The sequence below is a fragment of the Neptuniibacter sp. QD29_5 genome, from assembly GCF_047778125.1.
Classification (GTDB): Bacteria; Pseudomonadota; Gammaproteobacteria; order Pseudomonadales; family Balneatricaceae; genus Neptuniibacter.
This window is the reverse complement of the sequence record NZ_CP180556.1, coordinates 610,308-627,885: the sequence shown is the minus strand read 5'-3', so window position 1 is coordinate 627,885 and position 17,578 is coordinate 610,308. Positions and strand designations below refer to the sequence as shown.

18 protein-coding genes are annotated in these 17,578 nt (G+C 36.1%); all 18 read right to left on the bottom strand.

The window, feature by feature from the left end; all coding sequences use genetic code 11:
* Positions 1-18 precede the first annotated feature (18 nt).
* Positions 19-573, bottom strand: coding sequence for a sugar transferase (locus ACMXYR_RS02735; protein WP_415902814.1), 555 nt, complete (start codon positions 571-573; stop codon positions 19-21).
* A gap of 2 nt (positions 574-575) precedes the next feature.
* The gene (locus ACMXYR_RS02730; protein WP_415902813.1) at positions 576-1,517 is read right to left on the bottom strand and encodes an NAD-dependent epimerase/dehydratase family protein; all 942 of its coding nucleotides are present in this window, start codon (positions 1,515-1,517) and stop codon (positions 576-578) included.
* 18 nt (positions 1,518-1,535) lie between these two features.
* Positions 1,536-2,291 carry a glycosyltransferase family 2 protein gene (locus ACMXYR_RS02725; RefSeq protein ID WP_415902812.1) on the bottom strand — a complete coding sequence of 252 codons (756 nt, stop codon included), beginning with the start codon at positions 2,289-2,291 and terminating at the stop codon, positions 1,536-1,538.
* 32 nt (positions 2,292-2,323) lie between these two features.
* Positions 2,324-3,082, bottom strand: a complete 759-nt coding sequence (locus tag ACMXYR_RS02720; protein ID WP_415902811.1) for a hypothetical protein — start codon at positions 3,080-3,082, stop codon at positions 2,324-2,326.
* Positions 3,079-4,524, bottom strand: coding sequence for a hypothetical protein (locus ACMXYR_RS02715; RefSeq protein ID WP_415902810.1), 1,446 nt, complete (start codon positions 4,522-4,524; stop codon positions 3,079-3,081). The genes ACMXYR_RS02720 and ACMXYR_RS02715 overlap by 4 nt, the downstream gene beginning before the upstream one ends.
* Positions 4,521-5,645 carry a glycosyltransferase family 4 protein gene (locus tag ACMXYR_RS02710; RefSeq protein ID WP_415902809.1) on the bottom strand — a complete coding sequence of 375 codons (1,125 nt, stop codon included), beginning with the start codon at positions 5,643-5,645 and terminating at the stop codon, positions 4,521-4,523. Before ACMXYR_RS02710 ends, ACMXYR_RS02715 begins: the two co-directional genes overlap by 4 nt.
* Positions 5,638-6,477, bottom strand: coding sequence for an O-antigen ligase family protein (locus ACMXYR_RS02705; RefSeq protein WP_415902808.1), 840 nt, complete (start codon positions 6,475-6,477; stop codon positions 5,638-5,640). Before ACMXYR_RS02705 ends, ACMXYR_RS02710 begins: the two co-directional genes overlap by 8 nt.
* 293 nt (positions 6,478-6,770) lie before the next feature.
* Positions 6,771-8,090, bottom strand: coding sequence for a hypothetical protein (locus tag ACMXYR_RS02700; protein ID WP_415902807.1), 1,320 nt, complete (start codon positions 8,088-8,090; stop codon positions 6,771-6,773).
* Complete coding sequence (gene neuC, locus ACMXYR_RS02695; protein ID WP_415902806.1) at positions 8,090-9,247, bottom strand: UDP-N-acetylglucosamine 2-epimerase; 1,158 nt, start codon at positions 9,245-9,247, stop codon at positions 8,090-8,092. Before neuC ends, ACMXYR_RS02700 begins: the two co-directional genes overlap by 1 nt.
* Positions 9,238-9,936, bottom strand: coding sequence for a cytidylyltransferase domain-containing protein (locus ACMXYR_RS02690; protein WP_415902805.1), 699 nt, complete (start codon positions 9,934-9,936; stop codon positions 9,238-9,240). Before ACMXYR_RS02690 ends, neuC begins: the two co-directional genes overlap by 10 nt.
* 2 nt (positions 9,937-9,938) lie before the next feature.
* Positions 9,939-10,940, bottom strand: a complete 1,002-nt coding sequence (locus ACMXYR_RS02685) for an N-acetylneuraminate synthase family protein (RefSeq protein WP_415902804.1) — start codon at positions 10,938-10,940, stop codon at positions 9,939-9,941.
* The gene (locus ACMXYR_RS02680; RefSeq protein WP_415902803.1) at positions 10,927-12,090 is read right to left on the bottom strand and encodes a hypothetical protein; all 1,164 of its coding nucleotides are present in this window, start codon (positions 12,088-12,090) and stop codon (positions 10,927-10,929) included. Before ACMXYR_RS02680 ends, ACMXYR_RS02685 begins: the two co-directional genes overlap by 14 nt.
* Positions 12,091-12,095: 5 nt before the next feature.
* Complete coding sequence (locus ACMXYR_RS02675; protein ID WP_415902802.1) at positions 12,096-12,758, bottom strand: acylneuraminate cytidylyltransferase family protein; 663 nt, start codon at positions 12,756-12,758, stop codon at positions 12,096-12,098.
* Positions 12,758-13,849 (bottom strand): DegT/DnrJ/EryC1/StrS family aminotransferase, encoded by a 1,092-nt coding sequence (locus ACMXYR_RS02670; protein ID WP_415902801.1) that lies wholly within the window; start codon positions 13,847-13,849, stop codon positions 12,758-12,760. Before ACMXYR_RS02670 ends, ACMXYR_RS02675 begins: the two co-directional genes overlap by 1 nt.
* Complete coding sequence (locus tag ACMXYR_RS02665; RefSeq protein WP_415902800.1) at positions 13,846-14,688, bottom strand: sugar phosphate isomerase/epimerase family protein; 843 nt, start codon at positions 14,686-14,688, stop codon at positions 13,846-13,848. Before ACMXYR_RS02665 ends, ACMXYR_RS02670 begins: the two co-directional genes overlap by 4 nt.
* Positions 14,689-14,832: 144 nt before the next feature.
* Entirely contained in the window at positions 14,833-15,417 is a 585-nt protein-coding gene (locus tag ACMXYR_RS02660) for a NeuD/PglB/VioB family sugar acetyltransferase (RefSeq protein WP_415902799.1), read from the bottom strand.
* Complete coding sequence (locus ACMXYR_RS02655) at positions 15,414-16,439, bottom strand: N-acetylneuraminate synthase family protein (protein WP_415902798.1); 1,026 nt, start codon at positions 16,437-16,439, stop codon at positions 15,414-15,416. The genes ACMXYR_RS02660 and ACMXYR_RS02655 overlap by 4 nt, the downstream gene beginning before the upstream one ends.
* A gap of 37 nt (positions 16,440-16,476) precedes the next feature.
* On the bottom strand, positions 16,477-17,565 hold the full coding sequence (gene gmd, locus ACMXYR_RS02650) for a GDP-mannose 4,6-dehydratase (RefSeq protein WP_415902797.1): 1,089 nt from the start codon (positions 17,563-17,565) through the stop codon (positions 16,477-16,479).
* Positions 17,566-17,578: the final 13 nt, after the last annotated feature.

Genomic DNA, 17,578 nt, shown 5'->3' with positions numbered 1-17,578 from the left:
AATGACCTCAATTCCAATTTAGCGTATTTTGTCGCCAGAGCCTGAGCCTATCGCGGTTTTTATTAGATAAGAAAAATATGAACCAACCGAAAGAGTTTTAATCATTTTTTCGTCCCACTCAGAGAGTAATTTAGGAGTGGACATATCAATATGATTAATCTGAGCTAAACCCGTAACTCCAGGCAGAACTTCAAAAACCCCTTTTTCAGATCTCTCTTTTATCAACTCTGTTTGGTTGAATAAACAAGGTCTAGGTCCTACCAAGCTCATTTCTCCGCGAATAACGTTTATAAGTTGGGGTAACTCATCTAATTTTGTTTTACGTAAAAAACTGCCAAGTTTTGTCACTGATGAAGCATTCGCTAGATGGGTGGCTACAGACTCTGTTTCCAGATGCATTGTTCTAAATTTAATCAACTTGAAAGGCTTCAACTTTTTTCCTACCCTCTCTTGAATGAACACAGGAGACCCCGTGTCAAAGTGCCCCAGAATTAAAACAACAAAGAGCACAGGGGCAAAAACAATCAATGCAACTACGGAAATCGTAACATCCAAAAATCTATAAATGATCATTGCTATTCAAGCATACCTTCATGTAATTTTTCGTTAGGGGACCATCCAAGTAGTTTCTTTGCTTTAGATGCGTCCACTTGTAAATCACCAATAAGTTGATTTATTTTTTGCTCTTTTTTAGCTAATATACCGATCATCCTAAATAAAGCCATAGGGATAGGTAATTCATAAACTTTCTTTCCGAGTCCTTTAGCTATCGCGTCACAAATCTGCTTGGTAGATACACCAAGATCATCCGCTATAACAAAATCCTCATTAGCCGCTTCAGGCCGGTAACAACACAGAATTATAAAATCTATTAAGTTATTAACCGAAATCATGCTTCTAGCATTATTACACGAGCCAAAAGGAAGCACTGGGAATCTACCAATGAGTTTGACTAATTTCCCGCAATTTCCTGGAGCAGACAAAGCATAAATTAATACTGGCCTTATGATAACTAACTCAAAGCCCAACTCTCTAGAGAGTTCTTTTAATCCCTGCTCTGCATCCAATTTGGATTTGGCATATTCATTATGGGGTTCTAAAGGGCTAAATTCTGTTATTGGGTCCCCTGTGGTTGCATTACCATGAACCCCTATTGAACTGATAAAGATAAATCTTTTTAAACCTTGTTTGGCTAATTGCTTCGCAAGATTTAACGTACCTTTCACATTTACTTCAAGAAATGCGTTATTCAGATCACCCTCAAAGGTTTTCCCATTTAAAACATGAGCAACCCCTGCCGTATGAACTACACAGTCAATTTTAGATGGGAGATTATTTAGCCAGTCAGTTTCAGCATTGATATCAGTTATATGGATACTGTGCGGTACACTATCGCACTTTGCTTTATTTCGATAAACAGCAAAAGAAGAAAATGACCGATGATTTTGTATCGCTCTAAACAGCCTAGAGCCAACAAACCCCGATGCCCCGGTTATAAGGATATTTTTCTTGTCCATCTAGAACGGCTCTTAGACTTATGTTTTTAAGAAACAAGATTTAGCAATACCGCCAATGGCATAACAACTGAAATAATATAACGCCTTGTGCAGTGGAAGACATTCGATTTTACGGTATAAATCCCAAGTAAATTTGGCAGCACTGAGTTTATTAGATGAGATAGACCCCTTCCTTACCCGATAGAAAGCTAATGGCTCTTTTATTCCATATGCATAATCAACAGTTTTTAAAAGCTTAAGCCACAAGCCAAAGTCTTGCCTTTTTCTGATAAGAGGCATTTCATGTTTACCTATCATCTCGGTATCATAAATAACCGTAAGGCATCCGATTACATTTGTTTTTAGTAGTTGCTTATACCCAACTTTACTCGGTACGGAAATTTCAGATAGTGAATTCCCTTCTTCATCTATCTGTTGATAAGAGGAATATGTAAAAGCAACTTGATTGTCCTGCATAAATGATAGCTGTTTAGACAACTTTTCTTCATGCCATAAGTCATCACTATCAAGGAAAGCAATATACCTTCCTCTTGCTTCATTAATTGCAAAATTTCTTGCTACAGCTGCACCTGAGTTTTTTTCTAACTGAAAAAATTTAACTCTACTGTCTGTCAGAGCATAATTCTTTATGATCTGAGCAGTAGAATCGCTAGAGCAATCATCAACTAAAATTAACTCCCAATCTTCAACTGTTTGATTTACAACAGATTTAATAGAATCAAGTATAAAATCGCTAGAATTATAAACAGGTGTAATAATAGATACTAATGCCATAAACAGAAGACCAAAAACATAAAATAAAAAAATCACCTAAAATAATCTAAATAATCAAGATCTACTAAAATTACTTTCGGATGAAGCTCTAAAGCTTTTTTTGCATAAGAAGCTTTACTGTCTTGCTTTTGAATTCCATTCGTCCAGATATAAATATTTTTATCTTCGACATCACAGTCGTTTTTGTAAAAATATTCAAAGTGTTGACTATAATTACTCGACACGGTAGGGCAATCAGAGCCATTAAGCCAAAACAGAGGATGTACGGAATCTATTTTAGTTGAATCGAAAACTTCATGAAGGGCTTTGCGATCACTAGATTCAAGTAAAAAAAATAGCTGTGGGTAAGAAACGGATAAGAATTCCACACTTTTAGAAACCTTACTAGCATTAGAAACAGTTAAATTTTTTGCATCTAACCAAATACCCTTAAAATCATAATGATGCAACACTTTTTTTAGGAACAGGTCTAATGACAACAAACCACCACTGAACGTCTGAATTCTTAATAATTTGTCATTTCTATGAATCCCATATGAAACAACAAACATATTCTTTTCTTCGCTGAAGGTAACATCAACTTCCAGTACGGATATGCCTTTCAGATCTAGATCTCGAACAATATCAACATTAGTAAGCAAAGAAAGCTTTCCCATCACTTTTGTATCAGTAATGTTCTGTTTTATATTAGCATAATCACGAATTAAAAAGACTTGCCCCATATGCAGCCCAATCTCTGCGTGTGCATTCAGTGACACAAATACTAGAAATATAAAGACATACTTTTTCAAGGCACCACCTGTTTGTAATACATTTCATAGTCAACATCATCTATATAAACACCAAGGTAACTCAATACACTTTTTGGTATTTCATATAGATTTTTATAATTAATTTGCTGCTTATTTGATAAACAAGATACTTTGTATTTACCTTCTCCATATTCATGACCTTTGATATATGGATTATGGTCAGCACAGATCAACACGAACGAATCTTCGGCTTCATATTTTTTAATAAAATTCAATACATCATGTAATCTGTAAATAGATTGATTTACGACCTTTTCATATTCGACATTATTATCTTTAAAAAGATCAGGTCTCAAGGATTTATTTCTATAATATGGATGATGGCCATATGCACCAACAAAATAAATAAAATCGTAATCACCTTTGTCGTAAGCATCATTAATTGCAGACAGTACTTGCCCATCATAAATATATCCTCCCGGCCTATCTTTAAAACCGGCAGTATATTTGGGCCAAAACTTATCATCAAAACCCAAAAAATCATAAACACGGTTAGCATTAAACATAAATTTACTATTAGCATTAACGACTAAGGATTTTCCTAAAAAAACACTAGGCAGACACGATATCTTTCTGTTTATAAAATTAAACTCTACTCCATAAAATTTATATGATGGTATTCCGCATAGAATTTCAAATTCACTTCTGGCACTTTCTCCAGCAAAAGTAGGGCTTTTCATGAAAAATGTATAATCCTTGGCATTCGGAACAAAGCTCATAACTGTATCATCAATAAATAGAGATTCTAAGACACCTATTATTACCTTATTTCCTTTCTTCAGCTCCTGCGTACTATTAACATCAGCAAGGTATGAATCACCTTTAGTGTTGGAATTACTATAAAGAAGATAAGTTTTATAAAGAACCTCTCCTGAAAACGTATAGAAGAATCCCCTTTTATAATATTGCTCAGATGGATTCCAGTCAGGGTCCTCCCACATAAAAGGACTACTAACAAAGAGCAAGAACAATAGTGATAGATAACGCTTATTTAAAGCAACAACCAAACCAAAGGCAACAAAAAAAACACTTACTAAAGCCCATAATACCAAGACACAACTTAAGAGAGGATCATAAATAAAAAGATCATATACACCAGAAAAAATCGAAAAATCCAGAGGAATGCCATAGAAGTAACGGTAACCAGAAGCTAAAAATAATATTGAACAAAAACCAAAAACAAAAGAAAAAGCATAAAACTTTTTAAGTTTCAAATGGCTATCACGCAACTTCCAACAAACTAAAACCAGCAAGAAAATGTCAACAAAACTTAAAGGGTGAAGGACTTTATATATCGTTCTACTAAACAACACATCCGACACAATGTATGAGGCAAAACCTATAAACAACAAAAGAATAATTTTTTTAACTAAACTGTTCCGGTACAAAGCCGAAACAAGTTGATCTTTAAAAGCTTTCATACGGCAAGATTCTCATAGAGACTCAAAGTTTTTTTTGAAATATTTTCCCACCGAAAGAAAACAGTTGCTTCATGTAATCTACTCTCATAAATATCTGATGAAAAATCAACAAACTCATTTAACTTAGTTGATACATCATCAACTGTTAATTTATCAATGACCAACGGCAGTCCAAATTGTTCGCAAAAATCTGCAAAACCTCCCACATTACTAAGTAATATTGGTTTTTTGTAGGCAATAATACTTAACAGAACACCACTTTGACTAATTTCACGGTAAGGAAGCACTTGTCCAAGGCAGTGAACTGAAAGTTCGTGAAGTTCAGTTTCAGTTAAAAAGGAGTCGTATATAACCAAACCTCTTGTGTTACCTGAAAACCTTGAAGCACCTGCGCCAGCGAGAACTAACGAATATCCCTGACGGTATAGCTGAGATTTAGCCCAAGCAGCAACAAGTAGATCAGTTCCTTTATAGTAACCCATTCGTCCAAAGGACAATATGTATCGATTAGAATTCTTTTGTATAAAATCTTTAATTTGTACATTCACAGATTGATTTTTATCAAAATAGATTATCCCATGAGGAATTACCATGACCTTTGGGTTACTAGTTAATTTTTCTATTGACTTTGCTGTAGCTGATGCATGACAAACAATCACATCGAATACGCAATATATTAACCGATAAATTGATTTGTATAATCTGCCTGAGTTATGTGGATATAAATTATGCGCCGTAAATACAAGCTTACTATTAAAACCAGGCAAAAGCTTAAAACAACATAGCACAAACCATTCTAAAATTGGCAATTTCAACCACTGAAAATGAACAACGTCATATTTCTTTTTATAAATATAAAAATACAACAAAAACAATGACCTAAATAAACTCAAAAGTTTTAAGTATTTTTTATCACTATAATTAAATATTTTTATAATTTCTGCACCATCGATATTTGACTCAAGCTTTTCATTAGCATAAAAATCAAGTTTTATTCGACCAGCCTTAGGCTTTAATGATGATAAAACCCCACAATCATATTTCTCTAGATTAGAGTATGATTGCGGATCAACAAAGCAGACAGATATAGATTCCTTGTTTTTTATATCCTCGTTATACACTTTGACTCTCTTTATATATATCTACTACACTCGACAGTGCCAATAAAACAAATATCATGGGTAAAATTGCTATCCCCGAGACAGTGAATAAAACAGCGGGCATCAAAAGAAAAAAGCTAGATGAGCGCTTATTTTCGATAAGATAAAATAGGCCTATAAGAAACATAATAACACCATATAAGCCAATCTCACTAAGCATAAGCAACCACACTGATTGCGGTTTTGGGCTACTATTTCCAAACGCACTAGAAAAAACAGTTATATATTGATGAATTATTTTCCCAGATTCTCCCCAGCCGATTCCGAATATTGGATATTCCATGAATACATTCAGGCTAGCGACAATCATAGCAAGCCTTATTCTAAGCGAACTATCTTGCAAGTTAACAATATCGCTAACTCTTTCACCCAACACTGAATAAAAGACCAAACAAACTGTACATATAATAAATAAGATGGACGCTAAGCGTTTACAGTCAGATAAATATTCATAAAACCTATACCTGCTAACATATGACACTAACGCAAATATTAGACCGGAAAAGGACAAAGACGCAATCGAAGCCACGAGCAAAAAATTTGATACTACTTCTCTTTCATTAAACCAAGCCACTCTAGAAATTGCCGCAAAATAGAAGCCCATTAATAGCGGCTCATTCCAAAAAAAAGCTATACGAACAAGGCCATGCTGATAATAGAATTTAGAGGATAATAAATTAAGCTCAAAACCATAATTAGCCAAAAAAACGATGAGAACATATACAATCCCCACAAAAACACCAATATCAACCATGGCTTTTTGAAATAAAAATACATTATTTTCTGACTTCAAAAACCATATACATAATAAAATATATAATATTAGGTGCAGTACTAAATTGATACTTGAGTAGAGACCTTTCAATCCACCCAAATAAAACATACTTGGTAGAAAAGCTAATCCTACGAAAACTGTAAATTTAATAATATGACTTGGTAAAACAAATCTTTCTTTGCAAGTAAACAAACAATATATCAGAACAGGAAAACACAGATAAATAGAGCGATAACCATCAAAATCGAAGTAGTGTTTAAAAAACTCCCTTAAAAAATCATTAGATAAAAATGAAAAAATAAGTATATATATCATTGTTTATCAAATATATTGCTAATGATATTTTTTTTGGAATCACCTACAACTGAATATGATTTCTCAAACAATGCTTTGTAGGACTCCCCATCACCCTTCAGTTTACAAACGAGATTAATTACCTCCTCAGGTGTATTTGCAATAGGTATATTTAGATCTTTTATTGCTTGTACTATATGCTCATATCGATAAAAACAGTTAACGTTAGCTGAACCATCATTCAACCATATTGCAGGCTTACCCATTGCCAGTGCATCTAAAGCCATTGATGATGCAAAATTAACTACAACATCTGAAACAGCTAAATCACCATGTAGCTTATTTAATGAATTATCGGAAAATTTGACACCATCAAGATTTAGATTGCTATTCTTTTCAGGTTTAACAATTTTGACATTCTCAGTCTCTTGTTCCTTAAATTCTGATACCTTGGCTTGCGGATGTACTCGCACATAAAGATACAGATCATTTCTTTCATTGACTAAAGAAATTAAAGATTCAATAAAAGAATTCTCATTTGGAACCAGTCGTGAAACACTTGTACTATATAAAATAACTTTTTTATTTAATGGTATCCCCCTTGTTTTTTTTTCAAAAACAACATCTAAGTCTTCACGATATATATCAAATTGCACCGGACCACATATCTTCTTTTTTTTAGTATAATGATTTCTATCTACATATTTTTCATATTCCATAAGATTAGACAATGACCAAAAATAAGCACTATCTGGCTTTATAGGAAAGAAACCCTTAGTAGTAATCACATCCCAACTATGTACTAAACCAATAATTTCAATCCCTTGCCTCCTTGCCTGCCATAGATACTGACCTTCATCATACTTATTCGACATCGTACTTATGACTATTTCAGGACTGTACTTTTTTATAATCTGCACAGCTGATTCAGATTTAAAAATATAGCCACTTAGCTTTCTTAGAAGAAAATCATAAAAAGCTCTTTTTTTAGGAAAAAATTTCGAAAAACCTTTATATTTAATCCACTCGATCTTATCTGTAAGGAATAGATATTTTGACTTTTCATTATACGTTTTAGTGCTCTGAAGCTTATAACACCAAAGCCTGAACAATATGAGAAGTAATTTATTTAAAAAACCAAACTCATTTTTAAATTCAATTATATCAAGCTTACCATCATATTCATCCTGCAAAGCCTTTAATTCAGATGAACCCAGATGATCATAAGGAACCGCAATTAATACAAAAGCGTCATTCTTGAGCAACTCTTCGACCAAACCCGACGCAATGACATTCCTATAGTTGTATGAATAAGGGCATGTAATCATTAACCGCATTAATAATTAATCCGCTTTTGTACTTTTTTAGGGTCTAAATTTTTTATCAAACTTACGATCTTTTGACCTGCTTTGCCATCACCATAAAGAAAACTACTCTTATATTTCCCATGCTGTAATTGCACCTTAATTGAATCAACAATTTCAGTAGTTTTAGGCTCACAATGGATTACATTATGAGCAGATAAGCGAGAATTTTGTCTGGAACCAATATTTACTACAGGTGTTCCTATGAATGCACCCTCTCTTAATCCAGAAGATGAATTACCTACTAAGCAAAGAGCCCTTGACATTAGCCGGCTATAATCCTCAACAGAGAAATTCGTCTGTAAATGTAACCATTGCGGATTCTCTTTTTCCCTAAATGTTCTTATTGATTTAGCGATTGCACTACTACCTGCATCAAAATTTGGCCAAATCATAATTGTTGGCATTTTTATTTCATTAAGTGCTAGCATTAGACTGTCTACTTGTTCTCTTAAATCATCAGCCTCAGTAGTCACTGGATGGAAAGATACAAGTAAAAAATCACCCTCTATACTTACATTTCCTCCAACTCCTTTATACTTCTCGAAGAAATCCTTATCTCTTAACGTATCGTTTTCAATAGCCTCTTTAACTAAATCCATTCTAGGACAGCCTACAGTCTGAACCGTTTCCTCAGGCTCTCCCATTTTTATTATTCTTTCTTTAGCATCTTCGTTTGCAACAAGATGTAGATGTGCGAATTTAGTTATTGCGTGCCGAATAGACTCATCTATTGTCCCTGTTACTTCCCCGCCCATAGTATGCACAATAGCAATATTCATATATGCAGCGGCTATTACAGGCGCCATGACATCATATCGATCTCCTACAACCACTATCGCATCCAAATTTGCATTTGTAAGGATCGTACTCATTTCCATAATTCCTAAGCCACAGCTTTTAGCCATATCACCATGACTTTCACCATCGATATACATATTGAAAATATAGTCTGGCTTTGGTAATCCATCGTCCACCATTAATTCGTGTATCGCTCCATATCTGGATAATGTAGCGGCACCACCGACAATTGAAATCAAATCAATATTTGGATCAGTTTCCAGTCCACGGATAATTGTTTTAGTGCTCGAATAATTCGCACGACTACCTGTAAATACCCCTACACGCATTTCAATTTATCCTTCATTATAATTTCTGCCATTTCGAAATCTTCTTCAGTATCAATATCAATAGACCTTATATTTGGCATGAGATGATAAGCCATTCTCTCCGCAAATAAAGATTTTCGATTTACGAAATGCTTAACTTTACATACATATACTGCAGCACCATTTCTAGCTACATATGATTTTTGTTCTTGCCTTAAATTAGATTCTTTTAAGTTATATTCTGTAGGAATTACTATTTCTTCTCTCATTTCCATGAGAGATTTAGGTGCATAACAATGGGGCACATTAACTACAGTCACACCTGAATTCAATTTTTGATTTAAAACTTTCTTATATAATACCTCTATATCCTCGCCAACCCTTAGTGGCGATGTTGGTTGTAATATACAAAAATATTCAAAGGTTTCTATGCTCGATACATGATTAAGTGCATGTTCTATATATTGTGTAGCAGGAGCGTCATCTCCAGATATATTTGCAGGCCGTTTAAGCAATATATCAACTTTGTCTGCTATATTTTTATTTTCTATGATATCTATATCATCGGTAGTCACTAATACTTTAGATACGCATTTCGCTGAACATGCAGCATCGATAGTCCATTCGATCAATGGCCTGCCACAAAAGTCCCTCTTATTCTTACCAGGAACGCCCTTTGACCCGGCTCGCGCTGGTATTATCGCTAACATTTTTATATATCCGTAAATGATACTGGTTGATCTTTCACAACACTTTTCTTTAATTTTTTACCGATAAAGTCTGTGTAACTTTTCGTAGCAATACCGTCACCTGGTTTTTTCGCTGCAAAATCGTCATAGCAAAGAACATGATCACGATCTAATGACGCCTTATAAACCAAACTTTTCTCAAATGTTTGCTTCATATTTGCTATGTATACAGTATCTGTTGCCTTATCCACTCTTGATTGTAATACCGTTTCTGCTTCTCTGATATATTTAACCATCCTAGAGAATTCTTCAGGCTCTAGAGAGTGCTTTGCATCACTCCCGTATGCTTGCTTAGACAATGTAAAGTGCTTTTCTACGATAATTGCACCAGCATATACAGCCAAAGCTGGAATTGCTTCACTTAATGTATGATCAGAAAAACCTACTGATACATTATAACGATCACCAAACTCTTTGATTTTTTCTAAACCGACATTTTGTGGAGGGCAAGGATATTCAGATGTACACTGTAGTAGTTGAAGCGTATTAGAAGGATTACTTTTTAAAATATCTACCGCTTCATCCAGCTCATCTATCGAACTCATTCCAGATGATAAAATAACATCAAGCCCGTCATTTTTTGCAATAGCATTTAAAAGGAGATGATTAGAAACTTCTCCACTTGGTATCTTTACAATAGTCATTCCTAAAGAAATTAAAAAATCTAATGCCTCAACAGAAAATGGTGATGATATTAGCTCAATACCAATAGAATCTGCATAAGAAATCAATTCTAAGTATTGTTCTCTATTGAATGAGGTCCTGTCAAAGTACTCTTTTCGGGTTTCAGATGAAAAATATGGAGGATTTGGTGCACTTTCTAAACTTTCAGCTTCAAATATATGCGTTTGTAATTTAGCTACATCAGCTCCAGCATCTGAAGCCGCTTTAATCATGCACTTGGCTAAACCCACTGAACCTTCATGCGTATTACCTAATTCAGCTATAATCTTAACTTTTAACATTTAGGTGACTCTTATAATCTTTTAGAAAATCTTCAAATTCTTTGATATTTTTTGAATAGGTTATATCACGATAGGCATCAAACATTGTGTAGCCTAAATCTACTGGATCAAAGATATGAATGTTTTTACCTGCTTGAATTGCTTCATGTGTCAGGCTCGAGAAAGTATTAATAAAACAATCTGCAAGGAGTAACCCTTCATGGCTTGAACCATCAAAAACATCACCTTTGTAGTTATTTGTTAAATTCTCATATTCCTTTCTATTCATTTTAGGGTGCAGTAGAACAAGATAAGAAAGATTTGAGTCATCTAAAGCTTTTAATAAATTAATATGTATATTTCTAGCAGTTTCACTATCGCAAAGTCCATGCTCAGCCAATTGAGGCAATCCAATTGCTAAATCATAATCACTTTCCATATCAACTAAATTATTTATTTCTGACACAAAAAAATTATCAATTTTCACGACATGCTTGCAGCCTGCTTCTATTAACTTTTGCTCTGTATTTTCATTTCTTACAAATACAGAAACACCATGAAGCATTCCTACAACTTTAGGATCATCAGACAAACATCCGAAAATTTTCCATATAATTAATAAATATGTTGGATACAATTGTATATCTTTTTCAGAATGAGATCTTATAATCCAATTAGGAAAAAAATTCCGTGTAAGAAAATCAGGCTTATATCGATTTAGAGATAATTTCCGAACCTGATAAAGGCGTTCTTCATCAGCAAAGTCAGCATACTCAATAATACATACAGGTATACTTTCATTTTTTGCAGCAGAAATAAATGGCATAATAAACCCATTACCATGACTTCTATCTGAAGGAACAATTAATTTTTTCACCTTAAATTCTGAGATCATTTTGCAACATAAGCTTTTTTTCCTTGAGAAGCTCAGGATCCCAAAAATAAATTTGATTAGCCCACTCAATCTTCTGTTTATTTTTTTGCCATTTCCATTTATTCCTGATGTATTAACACCCAGCTCATAGGCATCAATACCTTTACTCTGCAAAAAAGAAGTGACGCTTTCACTCAAAGAAACAAATATTGCAGTGCAATCTTCTCTATCATAAGAAGCATGAACAACTGCACCATTGGCAGTCGTTTCGTTATCACAAATATAGCAAACAGTCATAACGTTTAATTCCCAAGGATCGACTCTGCTATTTTGAAATCTATTTCTTCATCAATATCTACGCTTCTATCCTGTGGCATAACGTATGGAATAATGTTTTCGGTCAGTAAATGGGTACCAAATTCTTTAAATAATGAATTTCTAACCCAATATATAGCCCCATTTAGTACATATTTTTTATCATAGTCCTGACTTCGTTTAGCTCCTACCCCAGAAATAAAGCTACCGAAATCGATACTATCATCATAAATCCAATTTAAAGGTACGGTAAAATCAGATACAGACACTACCGCACCTACCTGTTCCTTTATTAATAAATTGTATGAGTTCACAATATCATCGACACTTCTTAAAGGCGAAGTAGGCTGTAAATAGCAGATATTGCACTCACTTACATTAGCTGTATGATATGCAATGACCTCTGCTGCCGTTGTATAGTCACCTGATAATTCAACTGGTCGAAGACTGGGTACATTTATGCCGTAATGCCTTGCAATATCTGCAACGTCATTACTATCAGTCGATACTATTATTTCATCAAATATATCTGTCGCTTGGGCAGCTTCAATAGTCCAAGAAACTAATGGTTTACCTGCCAACTTGCGAATATTTTTATTCTTTATTCTCTTGCTGCCTGATCTAGCAGGTATAATACAAACATTTCGCATCAGCAGGACAAACTCTTAATTACAATATCACTAATTTTATCCACGTCAGCCTCAGACAACTTCGAATGCGTGGGTAATAAAATCAACGAGTTAAACAAAGTCTCTGAGTTAGTTAAACTCGATGAAATTATTGCTTTATCAAAAGCAGGCTGCAAACTCATAGGTTCAAAGCAACGACGATATTCAATTTCATTCAATTCTAAATCTTTACAAAGAGCACCCATTTTTTCACGAGGAATTCTAAGCGCAAAAACCCAATTGGACGAACTATAGTTTGTATTAACATACTGTGTAATTACATGCAGCTTTGCTAAGTTTTTACAATATCTTAAGGCAATATTCTTACGAATGGACAGTATTTCATTCAAACGCTCATACTGAGCAACGCCCAGAGCTGCTTGAATATTCGTCATTCTATAATTAAACCCTATAACTTCATGGTGATACCGGCGACCAGGGCTCATTCCATGATCACGTAAAACTTGAGCCTTTTCTGCAATTATTTCATTTCGAAATATAACTGCACCGCCTTCACCAGTTGTAATGGTTTTATTACCAAAATAACTATAGATTACTGCATCCCCAAAAGAGCCAATATCAACATCATCAATAGTAGCACCAACGGCCTCAGCTGCATCAACAATTGAAACAATGCCTATGTCCGCAGCCCAGCCAACAATTTCATCAATCCCTGCGGGACTACCAAACAGAGCAACCGGCATGATAGCCCTAGTGCGCTCCGTCATCGCAGAATCTAACAATTCCCGGCTTAGGTTCCAATCAGATAGATCAATATCCACAATTACTGGGACTGCACCGACATATGAAATTGCATTTAGCGTTGCTCCGAATGTTATATCTGGAACAATGACTTCGTCTCCTTCGCCAATTCCTAACGCTACTAACGCTAAATGCAGGGCAACCGTTCCATTTGAAGTAGATAAACAATAACCATTGTTAACATTGCGTAGTACTAGTTCTTCGAATTTCTTAACAAAACGCCCTTGTGAAGAGACCCACCCTTCGTCAATACACTCATTCAGATACTGACGCTCATTACCTGATAAATCGGGCATCAAGATGTTAATCATCTAAAAGCACTCTCCAATAAACTAGCGTCATGTTTTAATGACTCCAAATTTCGATCGTAAACTTCTAAGGTTACTCTTTTGATATCTTGATTAAGTGCAGCCCAAAACCATGAAACCTCACTTATGTGAGAATTAGAGTCCGTGAGGCCATCATTATCGCTGATATGATAACCACTGATATTATCTTTCCAACGGTTAACAGACATTAATGGATCAAAACCAAGACTCTGGGCAGCCACCTTTAGATGACCAACATCTAGCAAAATTCCGACACCTTGAGGCAGTATCATATCGGTTGCCTGATCACCACAAAGTAGAAATGGATTATCAGCGCCATAACGGCCATAATTTCGCGCATCATAAACATTATTTTCAATGGCTATATCAACACCAAGCCTTTGGGCACGCTCAGCTATGCTTGTAAGTTCATCGGAAAAATACTGTTTGGCATCCTCAACACTTATCATCTGCTGACTGGTCAGATTTCCACCCAACTCACTAACAGCTGGAGAGAGCCTAAAACCAGCATGAAATGCATAATAATCAGATTCAAGCTCAGCCGACCATTCCAGCGCCCTGCACACTAATTCACGAGACCGAGCTCTGACTTCAGAGTCTGCTGACGAAAGATTCAGTACAAATGGACTACCTATATTAGGAAAATAGTTATGCAGGCGAAAGTTTTTTCCCTGATTGTGTAGTTTTTTTAATGCAACCAAGCTATCACTGTCACAATGACCACTGGATAACTCAACATTATCAATACCAGCATTGTGCAGTAGAGCCACCGAATCGACAACGGAGCCACCTAGAAACCCATTAGAAATAAATACGTTCATTTTTATAATCCGTACTACTAGTCAGGCTGAATGGCTAATTTAGGGGACGGTAGAAAAAGATTCCGATCCCGAACAACCAGCTTAGAAATTCGACTGTGAATACCTCAGCACCTTCATAAACTCGTAAAGTACCGTCAAATACGGTTACTTAACTCTCCTTGCTGGGTTACCGACATATAAACCCGGCAAACATATATTTTCAATAACCACTGCACCAGCACCAATCACTGCGCCATCGCAAACAGAAATACCATCAATCAGCACTGCACCTGCACCAACAAAAACCTGATTACCTATATTACAGGAACCACAAACTACAGTGCCTGGGGATAAATTTGAGCTTTCACCTATTACACAATCATGCTCTACAATAACAGACGTATTAATAATCGTATTCGGGTAAATCTGAGCTGCCGTGCGGATAACTGCACCAGGCATAATTACAGAGCCTTGCCCCAAAGTGACATCATCAGCCAGAAAAGCTTTGCTGGATACCAAGTTAGTTACCCGCCAACTTCTTTGTAAAAGCAATTTATAGTATGCATTGCGCTTTTTTACATCGCCTAAAGCTACTAAGAATTCGACACTTTCCAGACAACTATCTTCAGGCAATAACGCAAACTCTTCTAGTGACAAGATTTTTACTTGCCCAGCACTGTATCTGTCGGTGGAAACCTCTGCAACTGAACGTGAATGCCCACCACTGCCGAGCAAAAACAACTTTTTCATTCTATGTCACTAAACATGCAGTTCACGTTGGATTCACAATTTTTTGCTGCACGCTGACCGATAAAATATCGAACAGAATCCCAACCAAGTCCGTTCCCTGGGCGTTTCATTGTAAAGTCTTCCCGGCAAAACTCCTCGCCCGCCTTAATATCTCTAACATAAACTAAAGATTTCCTTGAGGTTTTTGCCATACCGGCTTCTTCTGGCTGCGATTGTTTCCAAGGAGAGCCGAGCTGCAACTCCACTCGTCGGACATTGTTTACCAGCTCTCTGAATTCATCAGGCTCACTGGAAGCCCGATGGTCAGGCCCTGGCAATGTGCTATCTGAAGTAAAATGCTTTTCAATCACTTTGGCCCCTAGTGACACAGAAACACAGCCTGCCAAGGTACCAAGGCTATGATCCGAGAAACCTACAGGGTGGGGGAATGTCGCCTGCAAAGTTCTAATCACCTGCAAGTTTAAACTCTCATCACTACATGGGTAATTAGATACACAGTGCAACAAAACAACATCCGAAGGATGATAGTTGCTAAAACAGGCCAATGCATTTTCAATCTCGCCAAGGCTTGCCATACCTAAAGCTAAAATAACTGGCTTTCCGGTGACCGAAATTGCTTCAAGTAGCGGAATATCAATAATATCGGCTGATGCAACTTTAAACTGCTTCACGCCCATATTATCCAGCGATTCTACAGCAGCAACTGAGTACGGTGTAGAAATAAAGTCAATACCTATCCGGTTACAGTACTCCAACAGCCCTAATTCTTCTTCGGCATTTAACTCAAGGGATGTCAACATTTCATAATGTGAAGTTTCAGCCCCCGTCGTTTCAATTTGATACTCCACTTTTGGAGTATCATGCCGAGCAAGATCTTTTGCACTGAAGCTCTGAAATTTAACAGCATTGGCACCTGATGCTTGAGCAAGATCAATTAATGACTTAGCCCTTTCAAATGAACCGTCATGGTTAACACCTATCTCAGCAATAAGATAGACTCTGTCCTGCTTATCTCTCAACATCACGACTCCTCAATATAAATAGGTAAACAACAGAGCATCATAAAACGGTTTTTAGATCTGAGGTCATCATTTCATGGACTAATTGTTCAAAAGAAATAGATGGTTCCCAATTCAGTTTTTGTTTTGCCTTGGTAGCATCACCGAGCAACACATCAACTTCTGTAGGGCGGAAATAGTATGGATCAATACGAATAATTGTCTGACCAATTAAGTTGCTAAGATTGATATTTAGTTCACACGCAATTTCGGACGAAGCCACAGACTTTACGACTCCAATTTCATCAACACCAGCACCCTCCCATTCTAGTTGAATACCTACCACGGCTAGAGACGCTTCAATAAATTCTCGGACACTATATTTTTGGCCAGTAGCAATTACAAAATCTTCAGGACTTTCAGCCTGCAGCATCAACCACTGCATGTAGACATAATCACGAGCATGGCCCCAGTCACGTTCCGCATCGATGTTACCCATATACAGACATTCCTGATCACCAGCTAAAATCCGTGATAATCCTGTTGTTACCTTACGGGTCACAAAGCTTTTACCACGACGCTCTGATTCGTGATTAAACAAAATACCATTACATGCATAGATACCATAAGCCTCCCGATAGTTAACCGTAATCCAATAAGCATACATTTTAGCTACTGCATAAGGGGACCTCGGGTAGAAAGGTGTTGTTTCTGACTGCACTGGCTCCTGAATCAAACCATACAGTTCTGAAGTGGATGCCTGATAAAATCGAGTTTGATTACTCAGCCCAAGCATTTTAATTGCTTCTAGAATTCGCAGTGTACCGATAGCATCCGCATTAGCCGTGTACTCCGGAGAATCAAACGACACATGTACATGACTCTGAGCTGCTAGGTTATAAATTTCATCAGGCTGGACACGCTCTATAACCCTTATAATGCTTGTCGAATCTGTCATATCACCGTAGTGTAGGTGAATCCGATTCTTTCTATCATGTTCATCACCTATAAGGTGAGAAATCCGCTCCGTATTTTCACCGGAAGCTCTACGTCTAAAACCATGCACTTCATAGCCTTTTTCCAACAAAAGCTCAGCAAGGTATGACCCATCTTGACCGGTGATACCAGTAATAAGCGCTTTCTTTACCATATTATTTCATATC

What these genes read in the sequence shown, in the direction of transcription:
- ACMXYR_RS02735 (WP_415902814.1), bottom strand. Translation starts at nt 573, where the DNA reads ATGATCATTTATAGATTTTTGGATGTTACGATTTCCGTAGTTGCATTG.
- ACMXYR_RS02730 (WP_415902813.1), bottom strand. Translation starts at nt 1,517, where the DNA reads ATGGACAAGAAAAATATCCTTATAACCGGGGCATCGGGGTTTGTTGGC.
- ACMXYR_RS02725 (WP_415902812.1), bottom strand. Translation starts at nt 2,291, where the DNA reads ATGGCATTAGTATCTATTATTACACCTGTTTATAATTCTAGCGATTTT.
- ACMXYR_RS02715 (WP_415902810.1), bottom strand. Translation starts at nt 4,524, where the DNA reads ATGAAAGCTTTTAAAGATCAACTTGTTTCGGCTTTGTACCGGAACAGT.
- ACMXYR_RS02700 (WP_415902807.1), bottom strand. Translation starts at nt 8,090, where the DNA reads ATGCGGTTAATGATTACATGCCCTTATTCATACAACTATAGGAATGTC.
- neuC (WP_415902806.1), bottom strand. Translation starts at nt 9,247, where the DNA reads ATGCGTGTAGGGGTATTTACAGGTAGTCGTGCGAATTATTCGAGCACT.
- ACMXYR_RS02690 (WP_415902805.1), bottom strand. Translation starts at nt 9,936, where the DNA reads ATGTTAGCGATAATACCAGCGCGAGCCGGGTCAAAGGGCGTTCCTGGT.
- ACMXYR_RS02685 (WP_415902804.1), bottom strand. Translation starts at nt 10,940, where the DNA reads ATGTTAAAAGTTAAGATTATAGCTGAATTAGGTAATACGCATGAAGGT.
- ACMXYR_RS02680 (WP_415902803.1), bottom strand. Translation starts at nt 12,090, where the DNA reads ATGACTGTTTGCTATATTTGTGATAACGAAACGACTGCCAATGGTGCA.
- ACMXYR_RS02675 (WP_415902802.1), bottom strand. Translation starts at nt 12,758, where the DNA reads ATGCGAAATGTTTGTATTATACCTGCTAGATCAGGCAGCAAGAGAATA.
- ACMXYR_RS02670 (WP_415902801.1), bottom strand. Translation starts at nt 13,849, where the DNA reads ATGATTAACATCTTGATGCCCGATTTATCAGGTAATGAGCGTCAGTAT.
- ACMXYR_RS02665 (WP_415902800.1), bottom strand. Translation starts at nt 14,688, where the DNA reads ATGAACGTATTTATTTCTAATGGGTTTCTAGGTGGCTCCGTTGTCGAT.
- ACMXYR_RS02660 (WP_415902799.1), bottom strand. Translation starts at nt 15,417, where the DNA reads ATGAAAAAGTTGTTTTTGCTCGGCAGTGGTGGGCATTCACGTTCAGTT.
- ACMXYR_RS02655 (WP_415902798.1), bottom strand. Translation starts at nt 16,439, where the DNA reads ATGTTGAGAGATAAGCAGGACAGAGTCTATCTTATTGCTGAGATAGGT.
- gmd (WP_415902797.1), bottom strand. Translation starts at nt 17,565, where the DNA reads ATGGTAAAGAAAGCGCTTATTACTGGTATCACCGGTCAAGATGGGTCA.